Below are 17,909 nucleotides of genomic sequence, written 5' to 3'. Positions count from 1 at the left end.
GCCCGGCGGCGCAAGACGTCCCGGCGGCTCAGGCGTCCCGGCGGCGCAGCGCGGCGCGGCCCAGCAGCAGCGCCGCGCCGGCCCAGCCGGCGAGCAGCAGCAGACCGACCGGCGCCGGGTAGGGATCGGTGTCCCCGGCCAGGAAGTGCCCGCCGGCGACCCCGGGGAAGGCGTCGGCGATCCGGTCGAGCACGGCGATGTCCGGCTCCTGCAACGACAGCGGGACGATCATCAGGGTGGCGACGAGCACGGTCAGGGTGAGCACCGCGCTGCGCAGGGCCGCGCCGAGCCCGAGGGCCAGCACCCCGCCCAGCGCCAGGTAGGTCGCGACCGCCAGCACGTCGCCGACGGTGCCGCCCGCCGGCGCGGCGCCCCAGCGGCCGAGCACCGGCCGGGCCACCAGCGCGCCGACCGCGCCGAGCAGCAGCCCGAGCGCGAAGGTCACCGCCCCGGTGACCGCGGCCTTGGCCAGCAGCACCCGGCCGCGCGACGGCGTGCACTGCAGGGTGGTACGGATCGTGCCGCTGGTGAACTCACTGGTGACCACGAGCAGGCCCAGCGCCAGCACGGCGTACTGGGTCAGGTCGACCGAGCCGATCACGACGCTGCCGACGGTGACTATCCCGGCGTCGTCGGCCGGGTCGTCGTTGGTGTTCGCGTTGGCGGCGTAGATGGCGAGCTGACCGGCGGTGGCGGCCATCAGCAGCACCCCGGCCAGCAGCGACCACCAGGTGGAACGCACGGACCACAGCTTGGTCCACTCGGCGGAGATCGTGTTCATCGTGCCTCGCTCCGGGTCGGGGTGCCGGCGTACTCGACGCTGTCGGCGGTCAGTTCCATGAAGGCCTGTTCCAGGGAGGCCGCGTGCGGGCTGAGCCCGTGCAGTCGCACCCCCAGCTCGTACGCCAGGTCACCGATCCGCTCGACGGTGGCGCCGGTGACGGTGAGCTCGTCCGGGCCGGCCGGCTCGACGGCGGCGCCGGCGGCGGTGAGCCGCCCGGCGAGCGCGGCGAGGCCGGCCGGCTGCGGGCTGCGTACCCGCACGGCCACCGCGCTGCCGGCGATGACCTCGTCGATCGGGGCGTCGGCGAGCAGGCGGCCCCGGCCGATCACCACCAGCCGGTCGGCGGTGAGCTGCATCTCGGTCATCAGGTGGCTGGAGACGAGGACCGTCCGGCCCCCGTCGGCCAGGGACCGCATCAGCTGCCGCACCCAGCGCACGCCGTCCGGGTCGAGGCCGTTGACCGGCTCGTCGAACATCAGCACCGGCGGGTCGCCGAGCAGCGCACCGGCGATGCCGAGCCGCTGACCCATGCCGAGGGAGAGGGTGCGGCCGGGCTTGGCCGCGGCGCGGGCGTCCAGCCCCACGGTGGCGAGCACCTCGTCCACCCGGCGGTCCGGTATCCCGTTGCTGCGGGCCATCGCGAGCAGGTGCGCCCGACCCGAGCGGGCGGGGTGGACGGCCCGGGCGTCGAGCAGCGCGCCGACCTCACGCAGCGGGCGCCGCAGCTCCCGGTACGCCCGCCCGCGCACGAGCGCCTGCCCGGCGGTGGGCCGGTCCAGCCCGAGGATCATCCGCATGGTGGTGGACTTGCCGGCGCCGTTCGGGCCGAGGAAGCCGGTGACCCGGCCGGGTCCGATGTCGACGGTCAGGGCGTCGACGGCGGTCGTGCCCCCGAACCGCTTCGTCAACCCACGTAATGTGATCATGCGCTGACGCTAGGTCCGGGCCCCGTGTCGTCGCCGCGCCCGAACGGCACCACCCGACACTGACTTTCGTCAGCCCTCCCGCCGCCACCCGTCCCGCTCGGCGACGCGTGCAAGCGTCTTCAGCCTGCCCTTCGTGGTCCGGCGTGGCCGGTGGCGGCACGGAGGATCGCGGCGAGAGCGACCAGGACGATGCCGAACCAGACGACACTCTTGACGCCCAAGTGGTCGGCGAACAGGCCGCCGACGAGGGCGCCCAGGGCGATGCAGGTGTTGTAGGCCATCGTGTTGAGCGACATCGCGGCCTCGAACTGCTCGGGAGCCGCCGAGAGCGTCATGTTGATCTGGCTGAGCTGGACGATGCCGAAGGCGAGACCCCACAGGACCATGGCGATGATTACGCCGACCTTGTTCGCGCCGATGGTGAGCAGCATGATGAGTGAGGCGGCCATGATCAGGCTGCCCACGATGAAGCTGCCGGGCAGACTCTTGTTGACGGTGTGCCCGCCGATGAAGTTGCCGACCGCGCCACCGATCCCGAAGACGATGAGGATGACGGTGATGAAGCCGGTGGTTGCGGAGGTGCTCTCCTCCAGGTACGGCCGGACGAACGTGTAGGCGCCGAAGTGGCCGAGGACGAAGAACACGACCATGGCCAGGACCATCCGTAGCTGCACGTTCCTGACCGGCAGGGTGAAGACCTCGCGGCCCGGGACCGCGTTGGTCGAGGGCAGCGACGGGACGGTAACGGCGACCGCGAGGAAGACCACGGCGCTGAGGGCGGACCAGATCAGGAACGTGGTGCGCCAGTCGCTGGCGCTCTCCAGCAGGGTCCCGAGCGGGATGCCGACGACGGTGGCGATCGAGATGCCGGACATCACGACGGCGGCGGCCCGGTTGGCGTGCTTCTCCGGGACGATGCGCATGGCCATGCTGACGCCGATGGCCCAGAAGACACCGCTGGCGAAGCCCATGATCAGGCGGGTGCCCAGGATCAGCGGATAGTTCGGGGCGATCGAGGTGATCAGGTTACCGATCGCGAGGACGGCCAGCAGCAGCGTCAGCAGCTTGCGCCGGTTGACGCGCCGGCTCCACGCCACGATGAACGGCACGCCGAGACCGGCCGCGACGCCCTGCGCCGTGACCATGAGGCCGGCCGCGCCGACTGAGACGTTGAGGCTCTCACTGAGCGGGGTGAGGAGGCCGATCGGCATCAGTTCGGTGGTGAGGAAGACGAACAGGCTGGCGGTGATGGCAGCCACGCCCAGCCATCCCCTGGTCGGGGACACCTGATCCCGCGTGGTGGATGGGTATGTCTCTTCTCGAATCGTCATGTCATCTCTCCGGATGCGGTTTCGGTTCGGGTGGGCGCGGCTGGCCGAGCGTGATCGCCGCGAAGATGACGGCCATGCCGACGATCTGCAGGGGGGAGAGCGTCTCGTTCCTGACGAGATAGCCCAGCAACGTCGCCACGACCGGGCTGCCCAGTGCGAGGAAGGAGACCGCGACGGCGGGCAGGCGTTCGATGCCTCGGAACCAGACCAGGTAGCTCAGGACCGCGCCCAGGGTGATGAGGTAGGTGAACCCGATGACGTTGGGTCCGGTGAGCGTGTCGGGGAGGTCTTCCAGCGCCAGCCAGAACGGCAGCAGGACCAGACCACCCGCCGTGAGGTGCCATCCGGTGAATGTCAGCAGACCGACGCCCGCCGGCCGGCCCCACCGCTTGGTCAGCGTGATGCCCAGGGCCATGCTCAGCGCTCCGCCGGCTGCGGCGAGGACTCCGACGGTGTCGAGGGAGGCCCTGCCCTTGAAGACGAGCAACACCACGCCCGCGGCGCCCACGGTGCAGGCCAGGGCGTGGATGGCTCTGATTCTGTCACCGAGGAGAAGGGCGGCGAGGAGCACGACGAACATGGGCTGGGCTGACATGATCATGGCGGCGATGCCGCCCGGCAGCCGGTAGGCCGCGAAGAAGAGCAGGAAGTTGAAGGCGCCGATGTTCAGCACGCCCAGGACCAGCGCGCGCAACCACCAGACGCCGACCGGAAGCTTCCGGCCGAGGGCCAGCAGGAACAGGCCGCCGGGCAGGGCCCGCACGGCGGTCGCCAGAAGTGGCCGGTCCGGAGGCAACAGCTCGGTGGTGACCAGATATGTGCTGCCCCAGACCGCCGGGGCCAAGCCGGTCACGGCCGCTGTGAGCACATTCTGTCTGCTCTTCATCTCGCCTCGAATCCCGCGGGAACCAACGTGGCTCCCGGCGTCCGTACGGCCGGCTCAGTCGAAGATCGGGTCGCGGTCGCGGCCGCGCTTCAGCTCGAAGAAGCCGTCGATGCTGGCCACGGCCAGCACGCTGTCCCAGAGCCTTCCGGCGTCCTCCCCGCGGGGGGCGGGGGTGAGGACGGGGCCGAAGAACGCCAGCGGCATCCCGTCCGGGCCGGGCACGTGGATGACGGGGGTGCCGACCTCGGAGCCGACCGGGTCCATCCCCTGGTGGTGCTCGGTGCGCAGCGGCTCGTCCCAGGAGGTGTCCTCCACGGCCTCGATCAGGTCGGCGGAGAGACCCGCCACCTCGAGGGCGGCGCTGATCATGTCGTGGCCGAGCCCGGCCCTCTCGTGATGGATCAGACGGCCCATGGCGTTGTAGAGGGGGCGCAGCGTCTCGTTGCCGTGCCGCTGCTGCGCCGCGATGCACACGCGTACACAGGCCCAGCCGTCGATCATGTCCTGGCGGTACTTCTCCGGTACCTCGCGGCCCTCGTTGAGGACCGACAGGCTCATGATGTGGAAACGGGTTTCCAGCGGCCGGACCTGCTCCACCTCCAGCATCCAGCGTGAAGTGACCCATGCCCAGGGGCAGCGGGGGTCCACCCAGATGTCGGCGACGGTCGTCTCGGAACGCGGTGGCGTGGTGCTCATGGCGGTCGCTCGTCCTATCGATGTCACGGGCGCGAGAGCGCGCGGGGGCGTGCCTCGGCGGTGTGCGCCCAGGTGCGGAGGTCGGGGAGGGAAGTGGAGGCGCGGCTTTCAGGCACGCCGGAGGGACCCCGATCACGGGTCCGCCCGGCGGAATCGGCCCGAGGGGCGCTCCTGCCAGCTGCGATCGTCACCAGTGTCGACGCAGGAGTATCGATGAGTCCAACACATGCTTGTCACGTGATGGATCTCGTATCACGATTGATCCGTGGAGCTCCAGCAGATGCGGTACGTGATCGCCGTGGCCGAGACGAACAACTTCACCCGGGCCGCCCAACGCTGTCTGGTGGTCCAGTCCGCGCTCAGCCACCAGATCGCGCGCCTGGAGAACGAACTGGGCGCGAGGCTCTTCGAGCGCACCAGCCGCCGGGTCCGGCTGACCCCCGCCGGCGCGGCGTTCCTGCCCGTCGCCCGTCAGTGCCTGAACGCGGCGGAGCGGGCCGCCGCGGAAGTCGCGGCGGCCGTCGGAGAGGTGCGCGGACGGCTTGCGGTGGGACTGATCCCCACGGTCGCCGCCATGGACGTTCCCGCCGTCCTCAAGAGCTTCCACCAGCGCCATCCGAAGGCGCGGATCAGCCTCAGTGTGGGAGCGAGCAACGAGCTCGTCGAGCAGGTGAAGCTGGGCGAGATCGAGGTGGCCTTCCTCGGCATCCCGGTCACGGCCCACCCCCAGGGCGTCATGGCGCGGGAACTGGCCCGGGAGCGGCTGGTCGCCGTGGTCTCCCCGGACCATCCCCTGGCCGGCGAGACCTCGGTCGACCTGCGCCGGCTGTCCTCGGAGGTCTTCGTGGACCTCCCGGCGAAGACCGCCGGCCGGGCCCAGTCCGATCTGGCCTTCACCGCCGCCGGCCTCACCCGCGAGGTCGCCTTCGAGGTGACCAACGCGGACTATCTGGCCCGTCTGGTCGGCGCGGGCCTGGGCGTGGCCCTGCTCCCACCCACGTACGTGGCGGGCCTCGCCGGGATGGTCACGATCGAGGTCACGGACGGACCCTCCCGCGCCGAGTACGTGATCTGGGGCCGCGAGGGCCGCACCCCGGCGGCCACCGCCTTCCTGGAGCTGTTGGGTATCGAGCTGGAGTGAACGCCGGGTACCGCTGCCCCTGCCCGTCCGCCCTGGCTCAGGCGTGCGCCGCCAGGGCGCGTTCGGTCCCGGCGGAGCCGACCAGCGCGCGGTTCAGCGGCGGCGGACGACGAACGCGTCGGGCATCCGGAAGGTCAGGTTGTCCGGGCACCACGGCTCGCGGAGCACGGTCACCCCGTCCAGCAGCGCGGCGGTCTCCGCGACCACCACCGCCGCCTCCATCCGGGCCAACTGGTCGCCGACGCAGCGGTGCGCGCCGGCCCCGAAGGCCAGGTGCCGGCGTGAGCCCCGCTGCCCGGGCCGGAACTCGTCCGGCGCGTCGACGGTGGCCGGGTCGCGGCCGGCGCGGGCCAGCCAGAGCACGATGCTGGTGCCCGCCGGCACCGCCGTCCCGCCCAGCGTGGTGTCCACCGCCGCCACCCGTCGCCAGGTCACGATCGGCGGCTCCAGCCGCAGCCCCTCCTCGACCACGTCGCCGACCGCGACGGTGCCGTCGCGCAGGGCGGCCAGCACGGCCGGCTCGCCGGCCAGCCGGTGCAGCAGCAGGGTGAGGAACTGCGAGGTCGTCTCCTGGCCGGCCACCAGCAGGAAGAACAGCGCGCCGACCACCACGTCGGGCGGGTGTCCGGCGGCCCGCAGCGACCCGGCCAGGCCGCCCCCGGTCGCGGCGAACTCCCGCAGCACCCGGTGGAAGCGGCCCACCTCGGCGGCGAGGGCCTGCTGCCGTTCGGCGTCCAGCGGCGCCCAGAACAGCTCCAGCGCGGCGCGGGCGAACTCCTTCACCGCGCCGACCGGCGCGTCCGGCAGCTCGACCAGCCGCGCCAGCACCAGCAGCGGCAGGTCGGCGGCGAGTTCGGCGTACAGGTCCACCGCCCCGCCGGCGTCCAGGGCGGCGGCGATCCCGCCGACGCGCTCCCGGACCAGCCCGGTCAGCCAGGGGCGCTGGGCGGCGACCCGCGTCGGGTGCAGGGCGTCGGCGACGATCGCCCGGATCGCCGGGTGGCTGACGCCACCGTTGTTCGCCAGGGTCGGCGGCAGCCGGAACCGGTGCCCGGCCAGCACCCGCAGCGCGGCCACCGGGACCGGGGTCACCGCGTCCAGCGCGTTGTCCGGCCGGTACGTCGCCGGGTCGGTGAGCACCTGGCGGACGAGGGCGTGCCGGGTCACGACCAGGTGTGCGACCCCTACGTGGTCGGACACCCGGGCCACGTCCGGCCAGTGCGCGTCGGCGGTCTGCGCCCAGCTCCGGAACAGCACGCCGACACGCTAGCGGCCCGCCCCCGGCAGCCCCGCCCGCAACTGCCACACCGTGGTGCGCTTCACCCGTACGCTCTCCAGCGTCTCGGGCACCGGTACGTCGTAGACGGCCAGCTCGTCGAAGCGGTCGTGGGGCAGGAAGGCCCGGCCGGGGTCGCCGACCAGCACCGTCGCCCCGGCGCGGGCGGCCCGGAGCAGGAAGCGCAGCACCCGGTTCGCCATCGCCTGGCTGTAGAACACGTCCCCGGCGAGCACCACCTCGGCCCCACCGGCGTCGCCGTCGAGGACGTCGCCGAGTTCGGCGTCGACGCGTACCCCGTTGGCCTCGGCGTTGACCGCGACGGCCGCGACGGCCAGCTCGTCGATCTCCACCGCGCGCACGGCGGCGGCGCCGGCCCGCGCGGCGGCGATGGCGACCAGGCCGGAGCCCGCGGCGAGGTCGAGCACCCGGCGGCCGGCGACCAGCTCCGGGTGATCGGTGACGTACCGGGCCAGTGCCTGCCCGCCGGCCCAGGCGAAGGCCCAGAACGGCGGCGGCTGCGAACTGCGGAACTCGCCCTCGGTCAACTCCCACAGCCCGATGGCGTCGTCCGCCTGGTGCAGCCGCACCTCGGGAACGAAGGCGACCGGGGCGAGGCTGGCGTGCAGCCGGACGAAGGCGGCGGAGAGCTCGGACACGCCGGCGATTGTCCCCCGCCGCCCGAACCCGCCGCCCGGCGCCACCCCGGGTCGCCCCCGCCCGGTCGCCGCGCACGGCCGCCCCCAATCGGTCGCCGGAGCCCGGTCCCCGTCACGCGGTCGTCGGGGCCGGCGTGTCGCGGGGGAGGGGTGACCGGTTCACCACCGTCGGTGAAATCGGCCCCCGCGCTTGGCGACCGGTGCGAACACGCCCGTCTACCGGCCGGCCGGCGGCGCTGGCAGCGTTGCGGGTTGGCGGCGACCGACGGGAGGTGGGAACGGTGGCGACCAGGTGGCGGTACGCGCTACGGGCCGGGGTGGTGCTCGGCTGCCTGACCGGGGCGGGTCTGCCCGCGCCCGCGCAGGCGGCCTTCGCCACCGAACTGAGCGGCCTGCCGGACGAGTTCACCGCCGGGGGCCGGGTGGAGACCGTCTCCGCCGTGGTCTCCCGCGACGACGGCGGCTGCGTCAAGGTCCGCTGGTCGATGGTGCTGCGGGTGCGCGGGATGCGGCTCGACCAGGTCAGGATGGACCGGGTCGAGGAGACCGGCTCGTTCCCGCTGGACATCCGCGCCGACGGAGAGGTGGCCCGGCTGACCGACCGCCGGCTCGACCCGGGCACGCTCTGCCCCGGGCGGACGGTCACCGCCCGCTACCGGTTGGCCTTCGCCGGGGACGTCACCCGGGGGCGGATCACCCTCGCGGCGGAGGCGTACGACGCGAACCTGCGGCTGCTGTCCCGGCAGACGGCGACGCGGTCGGTGGTCGGGTCGGCCGCCCCGACGGCCGCGCCCGAGGAGCCGGAGCCCCGCGCCACCACGGCGGATACGACCGGACCGGCCGCCACGACCGCAGCAGCGGCGGAGCCCGGGGAGGCGCCCGCCGCCGACGAGCCCGTTACCGATGAGCCCGCTACCGAGGAGCCTGCGGCCGCAGGGGCGCCGCCGGCGGCCGGCGCGGGGCGGCCGGTGGCGGGGTCCGGCGGCTTCGGGGCCGTGCAGGCCGCGTTCCTGCTCGGCGGGCTGCTGCTCTCGCTCGGCCTCGGCCTGCTGCTGCGGCTGCGCCACCTGACCCGGACGGCCGGCGGGGACGACGACGCCGGGCCGGACCGGCGCTGGGAACGGACCGCCGCGCCTGGGCGGTGGCGGGCCGCCCGCCGCTGACCGGGCCGGCCACCGGAGGTGGTCCGTCGGGGCCGGCTGGCGCGCCGACCGGCCCCGACGAGCGGTCACTTCGAGAACGCCTGGAACTCGGCGATGCGCACCTGCGTACGCGCCGGGCTGGCGGTCGCGCAGTCCGTGGTGGTCGCCGGGTCGTCGTCCTGCTCACCGGCGTACGCGGGGCCGCCGGTGCACTGGCTGGCCAGCACCTCCAACCGCAGGTGCGTGGCCAGCGTGGTCGGCACCGGGAACCCGCGCAGGTTGATGTCGGGCACGTACGCCCGGTAGGCCCCGCCCGGGAACGCGTCCGGCGCGCTGGTGTGGATCCGCCGCCAGTTCGCCGGATCCGCGCAGTCGGTCGTCTTCGCGTTGCACGCCGACACCGCGAACGAGCGCAGCGCGCTGAGCGCGTTCTGGCTGCCCGCGTCGGCGTCGCCGGCGATCGCGGGGCGCAGCATGGCGCTGACGTTCACCCGCTTCACGACCTGCGGCGCGTCCCCGGGCAGCGCCACGGTCACCTGCCGGCCGGCCACCCCGTCCAGGGAGGCCCAGTTGGTGGCCTCGGTGTCGTCGGCGATGCGCTCCAGGTTGACCCCGTCGCCGGTGACGGTCGCGCCGGACGCCGTGGACGCCAGGTTCCGGCTCATCCGCAGATCGACGTATCCCTGCCTGCCGGCCTTGGCGACGACGGTGAGCCGCTGGTGGCCGAAGCCGGGCGCGACGGCGAGCAGCTGGTACGTGCCGGGCACCAGCTCGACGGTGTCCGGCAGGGCGGTGGCCGGGTCGGTGTCGGCCACCGGCACCGCCCGCGCCTCGTACGCCCCGACGTACACCCGGATCGGCGCGTCGGCGCTGTCGCCCTTCGGGCGGAGGGTGAGCACCGCGTTGTCTGCGCCGGGAGCGGCGAAGCTCGGCGTGGGGTCGGTGTCGGCGGCGCCGTTGGTGGCGGCGTCGCGGCCCATCCCGGAGCGGGCGAACTCGGCCCAGAGCAGGTCCTGGTTGGCGCCGCCGAAGCGCAGCAGGTCGGCGGTGAGCATGTTGTCCCGCATGTCGAGCATGCTCACCTGGCTGGCGGCCTGGAGCAGGAACGAGTCGAAGACGAGCTGCGACCAGCGCCGGTTGCCCGGGCACTGCTCCACCGTCACCTTGCCGCGCGCGCAGTCGAGCTGCCGCTGCGGGGTGCCGACGCCGTACCGCTTCATCAGCGCGGCGCGCACCCGGAAGTTGGTGGCGCTCCAGATCTCGCCGTCGGCGTGCACTGCGGGACCGCCGGTGTTGTAGCCGACGTCGGAGTAGTTCAGCGGGCTGCGGCTGAAGTCGTGGTTGCGGATGCCGCTGACCAGGTTTCCGGTGACGTAGCCGCCGGTGACGTAGGGCGTCTCGCCGGGGGCGCGCAGCCCGTGCTGGAACAGGTACTCGGCGGCGAGCAGGTCGCTCCACGACTCGCCCATCGAGCCGCCCTGGTGCCCGCCGATGCCGCTGTCCGGGCCGGCGATCATGCGGTTGGTGATGGCGTGGGTGTACTCGTGCCCGATCACCGTCATGTCGTAGTCGCCGTCGACGCAGGGCGGGTACGGCCCGCCCGCCTGCGGCTGCCACAGGTACATGTTGGTGGTGGGCGGCAGGCCGTCGCGGGGCGTGCCCTGGTTGGCGTTGTTGCGGTTGCCGCTGAGCGCGCCCTGCTGGGCGCGGCCCTGCTCGGCGTCGCCACCCAGGCCCTGCGGGGTCAGGTTCACCGCCTGGAGGTTCCAGGTCGCCTCCGTGAAGCCGAGGTGCCAGGCCCAGTCGTGCATCCGGTTGTGCATGGCGAACAGGTTGGCGATCGCGGCGTCGCCGTCGTTGCGCCGCGCTGAGGTGAACACCTCCGGGTTGCAGCGGGCCTGGTGCCACTGGTCGGTGAACGGGTACTCGTAGCGGCGCTCCGGGCTGGGCGTGGCCGGTACGGCCGGCGTGCCGCCGCCCCAGGAGAGCACGGTGTTGGCGGAGTTGCCGCGGGCGGTGGCGGTCGGCGTGCCGGTGGCCGCGTCCACGTCCCACGGCTGGCCGGTGGCCGGGTCGCGGAAGGCCGCCTGGCAGCCCGGCGCGGGGTCGCCGCACCAGCGCACCCGCGGGTCCTGCCCGGGGCCGAGGTCGCGCGGCGGGGTGGCCGGGAAGACCGCCCAGCTCGGGTTGCCCGAGTCGAAGTCGACCAGGTCCTCGCGGACCAGCACCTGCCCGGTGATCCCGTCGAGGTAGGTGGTGAACGCCTCCGGGTGGTCGGCGTCGGCGCCGATCAGGGTCACCTCGTAGGCGGCCCGGGGCCCGTCGAGCGGGGTGGGCACGGCGACGGCCCGGACGCTGTGGCTGCGTACCGCCTCGGCGGTCAAGCCGGCGTCGACGCGCGCCGCGGCGTACGCCTGCTCGTCGGTGAGGGTGGCCGGGGCCGGCGCCGTGGTGTCCCGGGACAGCGAGGAGCTGACCGCGAGGACCTTGCCGCCGGCGACCGCGACGGTGACCAGGCCGTCGTGCCCGGCCGGCAGGTCGCCGAAGCGTTGCCGGAGCGTCACGACCGCGCCGGCGCCGATCGGCCGGACCAGCACCCGGTCCATCGCGTCGACCGCCGTGGCGTCCAGGCCGAAGAGGTCCTGGTGGCCGGTCAGGTACGCGCGGGCGGCCGCCTCCGGTTCGGCGGGGAGACCGGTGGCGAGGGGCGCGCGGCCGGGGCCGAGCGCTTGCGGGGTGCCGAGCCGGTTCCAGCGGGTGTCCGGGTCGGCCTTGCGCGCCAGGCCCCGCTGCCGCGCGTCGGGGGCGGCGGTGCCGGGGCGGTTGTCGACGTCGGCGTGCTGGTGCTGCCCCTCGGCGAACGGGCCGGAGCGCCGCTCGGTGGAGGCGCCTGCGGTGCCGGCCGCGGCGATCGGGCCGGCGGGCAGCAGCGCGGCCGCCACCGCGGTCGCCGCCAGGACGGGGACGAGCCGGCGTCGTCGCCGGCTCAGCCAGGGTGTCCACTCCGGTTGTGCCACGGGACCTCCTCGTGGGAGCGGGTGGCCGGCCCTCCGCCGGCCCACGCAGCGTGCTTACGCATGCGCATCTGTGGATATCAGTCCGCTCCGGAAGGAACAAGGGTCGCGCCTACTCAAGGCCGCGCGGCACCGCCCGCGGCTCCTCGTGCAGGCCGGATCGCCCGCGCCGGTGTCGACCGCCCCTCGGCCCGCGGGGACGGCCGTCTACCCGCGGCGACGGGCGCCGGCCCGCGGTGAGGGGGGTGTCGACCGGTGGCGTGACGCGCGCCGGGACCGCTCAGGGCGTCCAGTCGGGGTCGCGGCCGAAGGCGGCGACGAGGCGGTCCTGCTCGTCCGCCCGTGCCGGCACGTCGACCTCGGGACGGACCAGCCGGCCCCGCCGGTAGTCGTCGACGTGCCGGCCGAACCAGCGCGCGCACGCGGCGACCGCGTCGGCGTCCAGCCGGGGGTCCGCGCCGATCGCCACGGCGAGGTCCCAGCCGTGTATGAGGTGCTCCGCGGTCAACTGGTGCAGGTACTCGTCCGCGGGGGTCTCGCCGGAGGAGAGCGCGACGGTCCGCTCCAGCGCCCCGGGGTGGGTGAACGCCAGCTCCGCCTGCCCCGCCGCCTCCCGTGCCGTACCCGCCGGGTCAGGGCCGAGCACGTCGCCGTCGTAGCGGTCGCCGACCTCCTCGATCGTGCGGCCCGCGAGCAGCGCGACGCTCCACCGGTCCTCGCCCACCACGTGGTTGACCAGCGTGCGGACGTCCCAGCCGGGGCAGGGGGTCGGATCCGACCACTGGGCGGGGCCGACCTGCTCCACCCGGTCGGTGAACTCGGCCAGGCTGCGGCGGTACGTCTCCAGCGGGTCCATGCCGACGATTGTTCCGGCTGGCCCCGGGAGCCGAGCCGTTTTGCCGGCTTCGCGCCCGACCGCCGGGGCGTGCCCGCTCAGTCCAGCTGCGCCGGGTCCAGCCCCAGCTCGCGGGCGGTGAGCAGGCGCACCCACTCGGCGAACTGCCGGCGGGAGATCACCCGTTCGTGCACCGCGAGCTGCACCGCCAGCCCGTCGACCACCGCGCTGATCCGCCACGCGGCCCCGGCCGGGTCGGCGCACTGGAAGGTGCCCTCTCGGACCCCGTCCGAGATGACCGTCGCCAGGTCCTCGCGCCACCGCAGGTCGAGCCGGCGGGAGACCTTCTCCAGTTCGGGGGTACGCAGCGACTCCGCCCAGCCGTCGATCCACATGGCCCAGGACGTCGCCCGGCCCGTCGGCGTGTAGAGCCGCACGATCCGGCGGAGCTTGGTCAGCGGCGGGGCGCTGGAGCGCATCACCGCGTCGAGTCGGGCCAGGTCCTGCTCCACCGCGTACGCGAAAGCCTGCGCGAGCAGCCGGTCCTTGGTGGCGAAGTGGTAGAAGACCAGTGCCTGGCTGACCCCGGCGGCCTGTGCCACGTCGGCCGTGCGGGTGTTGGCCAGACCGCGCTCCACGATCACGTCGCACGCCGTGCGCAGCAGGGCATCCAGGCGGATCTCGGCCGCACGTCTCGTCACGCCGTTACCGTAGCCCATCCGGTCGAACACGAGCAGTTACGGATCACGACCCACCGATCCTGCGAGAGTCGGAAGCCGGACAGTTCCGGAGCGCACCCGGGTGGCGTTCACGGGGGAGCTGGCGCCGACGGTCGTCCGGGGCGCCCGCTGCGGCGCCCGCCCCGGAGGAACGGCGCCCCTCCGGCCCGCGGCACCCTTCGGACCGCGCCGCCGTTCCGGAGGAGACGACACCGGCGCGGAAGGCGATCCCGGCTCCACGGACGCTCCCAGCCCATCCTCCTAGGAAGCCCTGCGCGCAGGGCCGGCCGTCACCGGACCGGCCGCCGGACGGCGGCGGTGGTCTGCGGCCTGACGCGCCGGAGACCACCCCGATTTGGCAACCGATCGCCGGCTCGGCTAAAGTTTCCACCCGTCACCGGTTAACGCCGGAGACAAGCGGACGTAGCGCAGCTGGTAGCGCATCACCTTGCCAAGGTGAGGGTCGCGGGTTCGAATCCCGTCGTCCGCTCGGAGCTGCCGCCACGCATGACGGGGGCAACCTCGGTGGGGTGGCCGAGAGGCGAGGCAACGGCCTGCAAAGCCGTGTACGCGGGTTCAAATCCCGTCCCCACCTCGGTAGTAGACGAGGGCGATTGGCGCAGTGGGAGCGCGCTTCCTTGACACGGAAGAGGTCACTGGTTCAAACCCAGTATCGCCCACCAGCACGAAGGCTCGTCACCATCCGGTGACGAGCCTTCGTCGTTTCCCTCCGCAAGCGGCGCACGGACGCGACGTGCCGGCCACCCCTCCTCGGGTGACCGGCACGTCCACGGTGTGCTGCGCGACCGTTCAGCTCCGGCGGCCGCGGACAGCGGCGTCAGAGCGGCGGGGCGACGTCCCGACGCTCCTCGACCCGTCGGTACTCGACCGGCTCCGTCGTGCTGACCACCTGGCGGCGGCGCCCCCAGATGAGCGTGGTCATGATGAGGCCGAGCACGCCGGCGGCCATCAGGATCCATCCGACGACGTCGAGGTTGATGCCGCCGAGGCTCGCGTCGAGCGCGAAGGTGAGGATCGCGCCGAGCGCGATCAGGAAGATGCTGGTGCCGATACCCACGACAGCCTCCTTGGTCAGGGGATGTGGTGTGCTGTCGATGGATCTCATTACCCCGCGGTTGAGCAGCGCAATCATCGCCTGCGGTGGGCGCCGGCGGGGCGGCGTGCCAGGCGATCTTGTCGTCGGGTAGAGTTTGCCCGTCGCCGAGGAACACCGGCGGCACGCGGACGTAGCGCAGCTGGTAGCGCATCACCTTGCCAAGGTGAGGGTCGCGGGTTCGAATCCCGTCGTCCGCTCGCGATCCGCCCCTCGTGGCCCGGCATGCCGGGCCGGGCGGTCGGCCCCGGGCGATTGGCGCAGTGGGAGCGCGCTTCCTTGACACGGAAGAGGTCACTGGTTCAAACCCAGTATCGCCCACCACGTCTTCGACACGTCCCGCCGCGCGGCGAGCCGGGGCAGCCCCCACCGCCTGCGACGGTGTCAGCAGTCTTCCCGAGACCACCCTCCCGTCCGCGCGGGGTTCTGCCGTGGGCAGATCCGCCGACGGTGAACTCGGGGCCGCGCCGCGCCCCGAGCCGGCACAGTGGAGCGCATGAGGCTCCTGGTGCTGGGCGGAACGGGATTCGTGGGCGGCGCGACGGTCGCCGAGGCGGTGCGTCGGGGCTGGACGGTGACGGTGTTCAACCGAGGGCTGCACGGCGCGACGCCGCAGGGCGTACGCCGGTTGCGGGGTGACCGGAGCGCGCCCGACGGCCTGGCGGCGCTCGCGGACGGCGAGTGGGACGTGGCGGTCGACACGTGGGACGGTGCGCCCCGCGTGGCGCGGGACGCCGCCCGCGCGCTGGCCGACCGGGTCGAGCGGTACGTCTACGTCTCCAGCGGCTCGGTCTACGCGCCGCCCGTCGCCCCCGGGGTGGGCGAGGAGGCCACCGTGGTGGACGCGGAGCCGGACGCCGACGACGGCGACTACGCGGCCAACAAGGCCGGCGCCGAGCGGGCCGTGCGGGAGGCGTTCGGGGACCGGGCGCTGATCGCCCGGGCGGGGCTGATCCTCGGGCCGGGGGAGGACATCGGCCGGCTGCCCTGGTGGCTGACGCGTGTCGCGCGGGGCGGGGACGTGCTGGCGCCGGGGCCGGTCGACCTGCCGGTGCAGTACGTCGACGTGCGGGACCTGGCCAGCTGGATGCTGGAGCTGGGGGCGGCCCGCTCGGGCGGGACATTCAACGCGGTGGGCCGAGCCGGGCACGCGACGATGGGGGAGCTGCTCGACGCCTGCGTCGCGGCCACCGGTGCCGACGCCCGGCTGCGCTGGACCGACCCGGAGCCGATCCTGGCCGCCGGGGTGGAGCCGTGGAACGACCTGCCGGTCTGGATCCCGGCCGGGCACGAGTACCGCTGGTTGCAGGAGCGCGGCGTCGAGCGCGCATACGCGACCGGGTTGACCTGCCGCCCGGTGGCCGAGACGGTCGCCGACACCTGGACGTGGCTGCGGGAGGTGGGCGTGGTCCCACCGCGGGCGGGCCGCCCGCAGCGTGCCCCCGTCGGCCTCGACCCCGACCGGGAGGCGGCCCTGCTCCGCGCGACGGACGCGGCGTCCGCCTGAACCGGCGGCCGGGACGCTGCCGATCAGGCCCGGGCGACCGGCAGTTCGAGCACCTCGTCCACGTCGCGGCGTGGCGTCGGCCAGCCCGGCTGGCCGTAGCCGACGCGCAGCACCATCTGCGGCGTGCCGAACCGCCCCAGCGACAGCCGAAGCTGCTCCCGCGCCGACGCCACCTCGATCGGCTGGGACAGCATCGACACCGACAGTCCCGAGTCCGTCGCGGTCAGCAGCACCCGCTGCAACGCCTGCCCGGCGACGACCTGGTCGACCGCCGTGTTGCCCGGCGAGCCGAGCACCGCGACCAGCGGCTCCGGTTCGAAGTCGCGCCCCGGTGCCCGGTTCAGGCCGCCGAAGCCCCGGGAGGGCAGCAGGTCCTGCGGCTCGCCCTGCGGGCCCCCGGAGGAGGCCGGGACCCCGTCGGGGGTGGTCCTGGCGCGCACCCACTCCTGGCGTTCGGCCCGGTAGGCCGGGTTGCGCTCCAACACCCGGTGGGCGCTGCGGGCGATCTCGCCGAACGCGTTCACCGCGCTGACGCCGACCAGCAGTTCCAGCCAGCACCGCTCGGCGCGGGCCGCCTCGCTGAGGCGCCAGCGGGCGTCGGCGGGCACCGGGTCGGGCCAGAACGGCGCGCGGTTGCTGAACCGGCGGGGGATGGCCCCGTGCAGGGCCTGCTCGGCGGGGGTGGGGCGGCGCGGCACGTCCGGGACCAGCCGGGCGACCACGTCCGGCTCGGCGGGGTAGGGGCGCAGCCGGACCGTCGCGGGCGTACCGGCCACGGCCAGGGCGAGCCGCAGGTTGAACAGCGCGGCCCCGCAGGCGATCCGGACCCCCCAGCCGTTCGGGTCGGTGGCCGGCAGCCGCCGGTCCGGGTCGACGAGCACCTCGATGCCCCCGTCGCGCAGCCGGAACCGCCACGGTTGGGTGTTGTGCAGCGACGGCGCGCGTACGGCGTCGGTGGCGGCGGCCCGTAGCTGCTCGACGGTGAAGCCGGTGTCCATGGTCGTGCTCCCTTCCGTGGCAGTCGTGCCGGGCGGGTGGTACACGTCCACGGTGCGTCACCTCGCCGTGGCCCGGGCAGGGCCGGACGTCCCGTCCCGTCGGGCCCGACCGGCCCCGTCGCGGGCCCGGGGATTCCGGGACGCCGGTGACCGGCTCCGGGCGGCCCGGGACGTGGCCGTTTCCCGATCGGGACCTTCGGCCCGTGCGGGAACCGGTGGCCAGGGGGTACAAACGAGGGATGATCCGCGTGTTCCTGCTCGACGACCACGAGGTCGTCCGTCGTGGCCTGGCCGACCTGCTGGAGAGCAGCGGGGACATCGAGGTGGTCGGCGAGTCCGGCCTCGCCCAGGAGGCGGCCCGGCGTATCCCGGCCCTGCGTCCGGACGTGGCGATCCTCGACGCGCGGCTGCCCGACGGCAACGGCATCGACGTGTGTCGCGACGTGCGGGCCGTGGACTCCTCGATCAAGGGCCTGATCCTCACCTCGTACGAGGACGACGAGGCGCTCTTCGCCGCGATCATGGCCGGCGCGTCGGGCTACGTGCTGAAGCAGATCCGCGGCACCGACCTCGTCGACGCGGTGCGCCGGGTGGCGGCCGGGCAGTCGCTGCTCGATCCGGCGATCACCACCCGGGTGCTGGAGCGCATCCGCAGCGGCGTCGAGCAGCCCCGCGAGCTCAAGTCGCTCACCGAGCAGGAGCGGCGGATCCTGGAGTACGTGGCCGAGGGCCTCACCAACCGGGAGATCGCCGGCAAGATGTTCCTCGCCGAGAAGACGGTGAAGAACTACGTCTCCAGCGTGCTGGCCAAGCTGGGCCTGGAGCGGCGCACCCAGGCGGCCGTCCTCGCCACCCGCCTCCTCGGCAAGCACCCCTGACGC

General features: G+C 74.1%; 16 protein-coding genes and 5 tRNA genes. 9 read left to right on the top strand and 12 right to left on the bottom strand.

Features of this window, described 5'->3' with window-relative positions:
- Positions 1-28: 28 nt before the first annotated feature.
- From V6U77_RS08585 to V6U77_RS08565, 5 genes are all read right to left on the bottom strand, one after another.
- Entirely contained in the window at positions 29-781 is a 753-nt protein-coding gene (locus V6U77_RS08585) for an ABC transporter permease (RefSeq protein WP_334605692.1), read from the bottom strand.
- Positions 778-1,710, bottom strand: a complete 933-nt coding sequence (locus V6U77_RS08580) for an ATP-binding cassette domain-containing protein (RefSeq protein WP_334605691.1) — start codon at positions 1,708-1,710, stop codon at positions 778-780. Before V6U77_RS08580 ends, V6U77_RS08585 begins: the two co-directional genes overlap by 4 nt.
- A gap of 119 nt (positions 1,711-1,829) precedes the next feature.
- Positions 1,830-2,969, bottom strand: coding sequence for an MFS transporter (locus V6U77_RS08575; protein WP_334605690.1), 1,140 nt, complete (start codon positions 2,967-2,969; stop codon positions 1,830-1,832).
- A 73-nt stretch (positions 2,970-3,042) separates the two neighbouring features.
- Positions 3,043-3,894, bottom strand: a complete 852-nt coding sequence (locus V6U77_RS08570; RefSeq protein ID WP_334605689.1) for an EamA family transporter — start codon at positions 3,892-3,894, stop codon at positions 3,043-3,045.
- 87 nt (positions 3,895-3,981) lie between these two features.
- Entirely contained in the window at positions 3,982-4,623 is a 642-nt protein-coding gene (locus V6U77_RS08565) for a mycothiol-dependent nitroreductase Rv2466c family protein (protein WP_334605688.1), read from the bottom strand.
- A gap of 265 nt (positions 4,624-4,888) precedes the next feature.
- Here V6U77_RS08565 and V6U77_RS08560 point away from each other — a divergent pair, with 265 nt between their 5' ends.
- Positions 4,889-5,764 (top strand): LysR family transcriptional regulator, encoded by an 876-nt coding sequence (locus V6U77_RS08560; RefSeq protein ID WP_334605687.1) that lies wholly within the window; start codon positions 4,889-4,891, stop codon positions 5,762-5,764.
- Between the two features lie 93 nt (positions 5,765-5,857).
- Here V6U77_RS08560 and V6U77_RS08555 read toward each other — a convergent pair whose 3' ends face one another.
- Positions 5,858-7,021, bottom strand: a complete 1,164-nt coding sequence (locus V6U77_RS08555) for a cytochrome P450 (RefSeq protein ID WP_334605686.1) — start codon at positions 7,019-7,021, stop codon at positions 5,858-5,860.
- 9 nt (positions 7,022-7,030) lie between these two features.
- A complete protein-coding gene (locus V6U77_RS08550; protein WP_334605685.1) occupies positions 7,031-7,699 on the bottom strand; it encodes a class I SAM-dependent methyltransferase in 669 nt (222 codons plus the stop codon).
- A 281-nt stretch (positions 7,700-7,980) separates the two neighbouring features.
- Here V6U77_RS08550 and V6U77_RS08545 point away from each other — a divergent pair, with 281 nt between their 5' ends.
- Positions 7,981-8,862: a hypothetical protein gene (locus V6U77_RS08545; RefSeq protein WP_334605684.1), complete on the top strand. Its 882-nt coding sequence runs from the start codon at positions 7,981-7,983 to the stop codon at positions 8,860-8,862.
- Between the two features lie 65 nt (positions 8,863-8,927).
- Here V6U77_RS08545 and V6U77_RS08540 read toward each other — a convergent pair whose 3' ends face one another.
- From V6U77_RS08540 to V6U77_RS08530, 3 genes are all read right to left on the bottom strand, one after another.
- On the bottom strand, positions 8,928-11,858 hold the full coding sequence (locus V6U77_RS08540) for a M36 family metallopeptidase (RefSeq protein WP_334605683.1): 2,931 nt from the start codon (positions 11,856-11,858) through the stop codon (positions 8,928-8,930).
- Between the two features lie 277 nt (positions 11,859-12,135).
- Positions 12,136-12,711: a TIGR03086 family metal-binding protein gene (locus V6U77_RS08535; protein ID WP_334605682.1), complete on the bottom strand. Its 576-nt coding sequence runs from the start codon at positions 12,709-12,711 to the stop codon at positions 12,136-12,138.
- Between the two features lie 77 nt (positions 12,712-12,788).
- Positions 12,789-13,391 (bottom strand): TetR/AcrR family transcriptional regulator, encoded by a 603-nt coding sequence (locus V6U77_RS08530; protein WP_334605681.1) that lies wholly within the window; start codon positions 13,389-13,391, stop codon positions 12,789-12,791.
- A gap of 435 nt (positions 13,392-13,826) precedes the next feature.
- Between V6U77_RS08530 and V6U77_RS08525 the strand changes: the two genes are divergently transcribed.
- The 3 genes from V6U77_RS08525 (at position 13,827) to V6U77_RS08515 (ending at position 14,092) form a co-directional block, all read left to right on the top strand.
- Positions 13,827-13,899, top strand: a tRNA-Gly gene (locus tag V6U77_RS08525).
- Between the two features lie 34 nt (positions 13,900-13,933).
- Positions 13,934-14,004, top strand: a tRNA-Cys gene (locus V6U77_RS08520).
- 13 nt (positions 14,005-14,017) lie between these two features.
- Positions 14,018-14,092 (top strand) — tRNA-Val (locus tag V6U77_RS08515).
- Positions 14,093-14,247: 155 nt separating this feature from the next.
- Here the strand turns inward: V6U77_RS08515 and V6U77_RS08510 are convergent.
- The gene (locus V6U77_RS08510) at positions 14,248-14,487 is read right to left on the bottom strand and encodes a DUF6458 family protein (protein WP_091620076.1); all 240 of its coding nucleotides are present in this window, start codon (positions 14,485-14,487) and stop codon (positions 14,248-14,250) included.
- Between the two features lie 163 nt (positions 14,488-14,650).
- On the opposite strand from V6U77_RS08510, the gene V6U77_RS08505 reads away from it, so the two are divergent.
- From V6U77_RS08505 to V6U77_RS08495, 3 genes are all read left to right on the top strand, one after another.
- A tRNA-Gly gene (locus V6U77_RS08505) sits at positions 14,651-14,723 on the top strand.
- A gap of 49 nt (positions 14,724-14,772) precedes the next feature.
- Positions 14,773-14,847, top strand: a tRNA-Val gene (locus tag V6U77_RS08500).
- A gap of 172 nt (positions 14,848-15,019) precedes the next feature.
- A complete protein-coding gene (locus V6U77_RS08495; protein ID WP_334605680.1) occupies positions 15,020-16,030 on the top strand; it encodes an NAD-dependent epimerase/dehydratase family protein in 1,011 nt (336 codons plus the stop codon).
- A 23-nt stretch (positions 16,031-16,053) separates the two neighbouring features.
- Here the strand turns inward: V6U77_RS08495 and V6U77_RS08490 are convergent, their stop codons facing one another.
- The gene (locus V6U77_RS08490; protein ID WP_334605679.1) at positions 16,054-17,028 is read right to left on the bottom strand and encodes an Acg family FMN-binding oxidoreductase; all 975 of its coding nucleotides are present in this window, start codon (positions 17,026-17,028) and stop codon (positions 16,054-16,056) included.
- A gap of 239 nt (positions 17,029-17,267) precedes the next feature.
- Here V6U77_RS08490 and V6U77_RS08485 point away from each other — a divergent pair, with 239 nt between their 5' ends.
- Positions 17,268-17,906: a response regulator transcription factor gene (locus V6U77_RS08485; RefSeq protein ID WP_334605678.1), complete on the top strand. Its 639-nt coding sequence runs from the start codon at positions 17,268-17,270 to the stop codon at positions 17,904-17,906.
- Positions 17,907-17,909 lie beyond the last annotated feature (3 nt).

Origin of the sequence: Micromonospora sp. CPCC 205546 (assembly GCF_036902715.1) — a bacterium.
In the GTDB taxonomy this organism is placed as follows: domain Bacteria; phylum Actinomycetota; class Actinomycetes; order Mycobacteriales; family Micromonosporaceae; genus Micromonospora.
This window is presented reverse-complemented; position numbering and strand designations above follow the sequence as displayed.

Coding starts and splice junctions, on each gene's coding strand:
- V6U77_RS08585 (WP_334605692.1), bottom strand. CDS start 781: ATGAACACGATCTCCGCCGAGTGGACCAAGCTGTGGTCCGTGCGTTCC.
- V6U77_RS08580 (WP_334605691.1), bottom strand. CDS start 1,710: ATGATCACATTACGTGGGTTGACGAAGCGGTTCGGGGGCACGACCGCC.
- V6U77_RS08565 (WP_334605688.1), bottom strand. CDS start 4,623: ATGAGCACCACGCCACCGCGTTCCGAGACGACCGTCGCCGACATCTGG.
- V6U77_RS08535 (WP_334605682.1), bottom strand. CDS start 12,711: ATGGACCCGCTGGAGACGTACCGCCGCAGCCTGGCCGAGTTCACCGAC.
- V6U77_RS08495 (WP_334605680.1), top strand. CDS start 15,020: ATGAGGCTCCTGGTGCTGGGCGGAACGGGATTCGTGGGCGGCGCGACG.
- V6U77_RS08490 (WP_334605679.1), bottom strand. CDS start 17,028: ATGGACACCGGCTTCACCGTCGAGCAGCTACGGGCCGCCGCCACCGAC.
- V6U77_RS08485 (WP_334605678.1), top strand. CDS start 17,268: ATGATCCGCGTGTTCCTGCTCGACGACCACGAGGTCGTCCGTCGTGGC.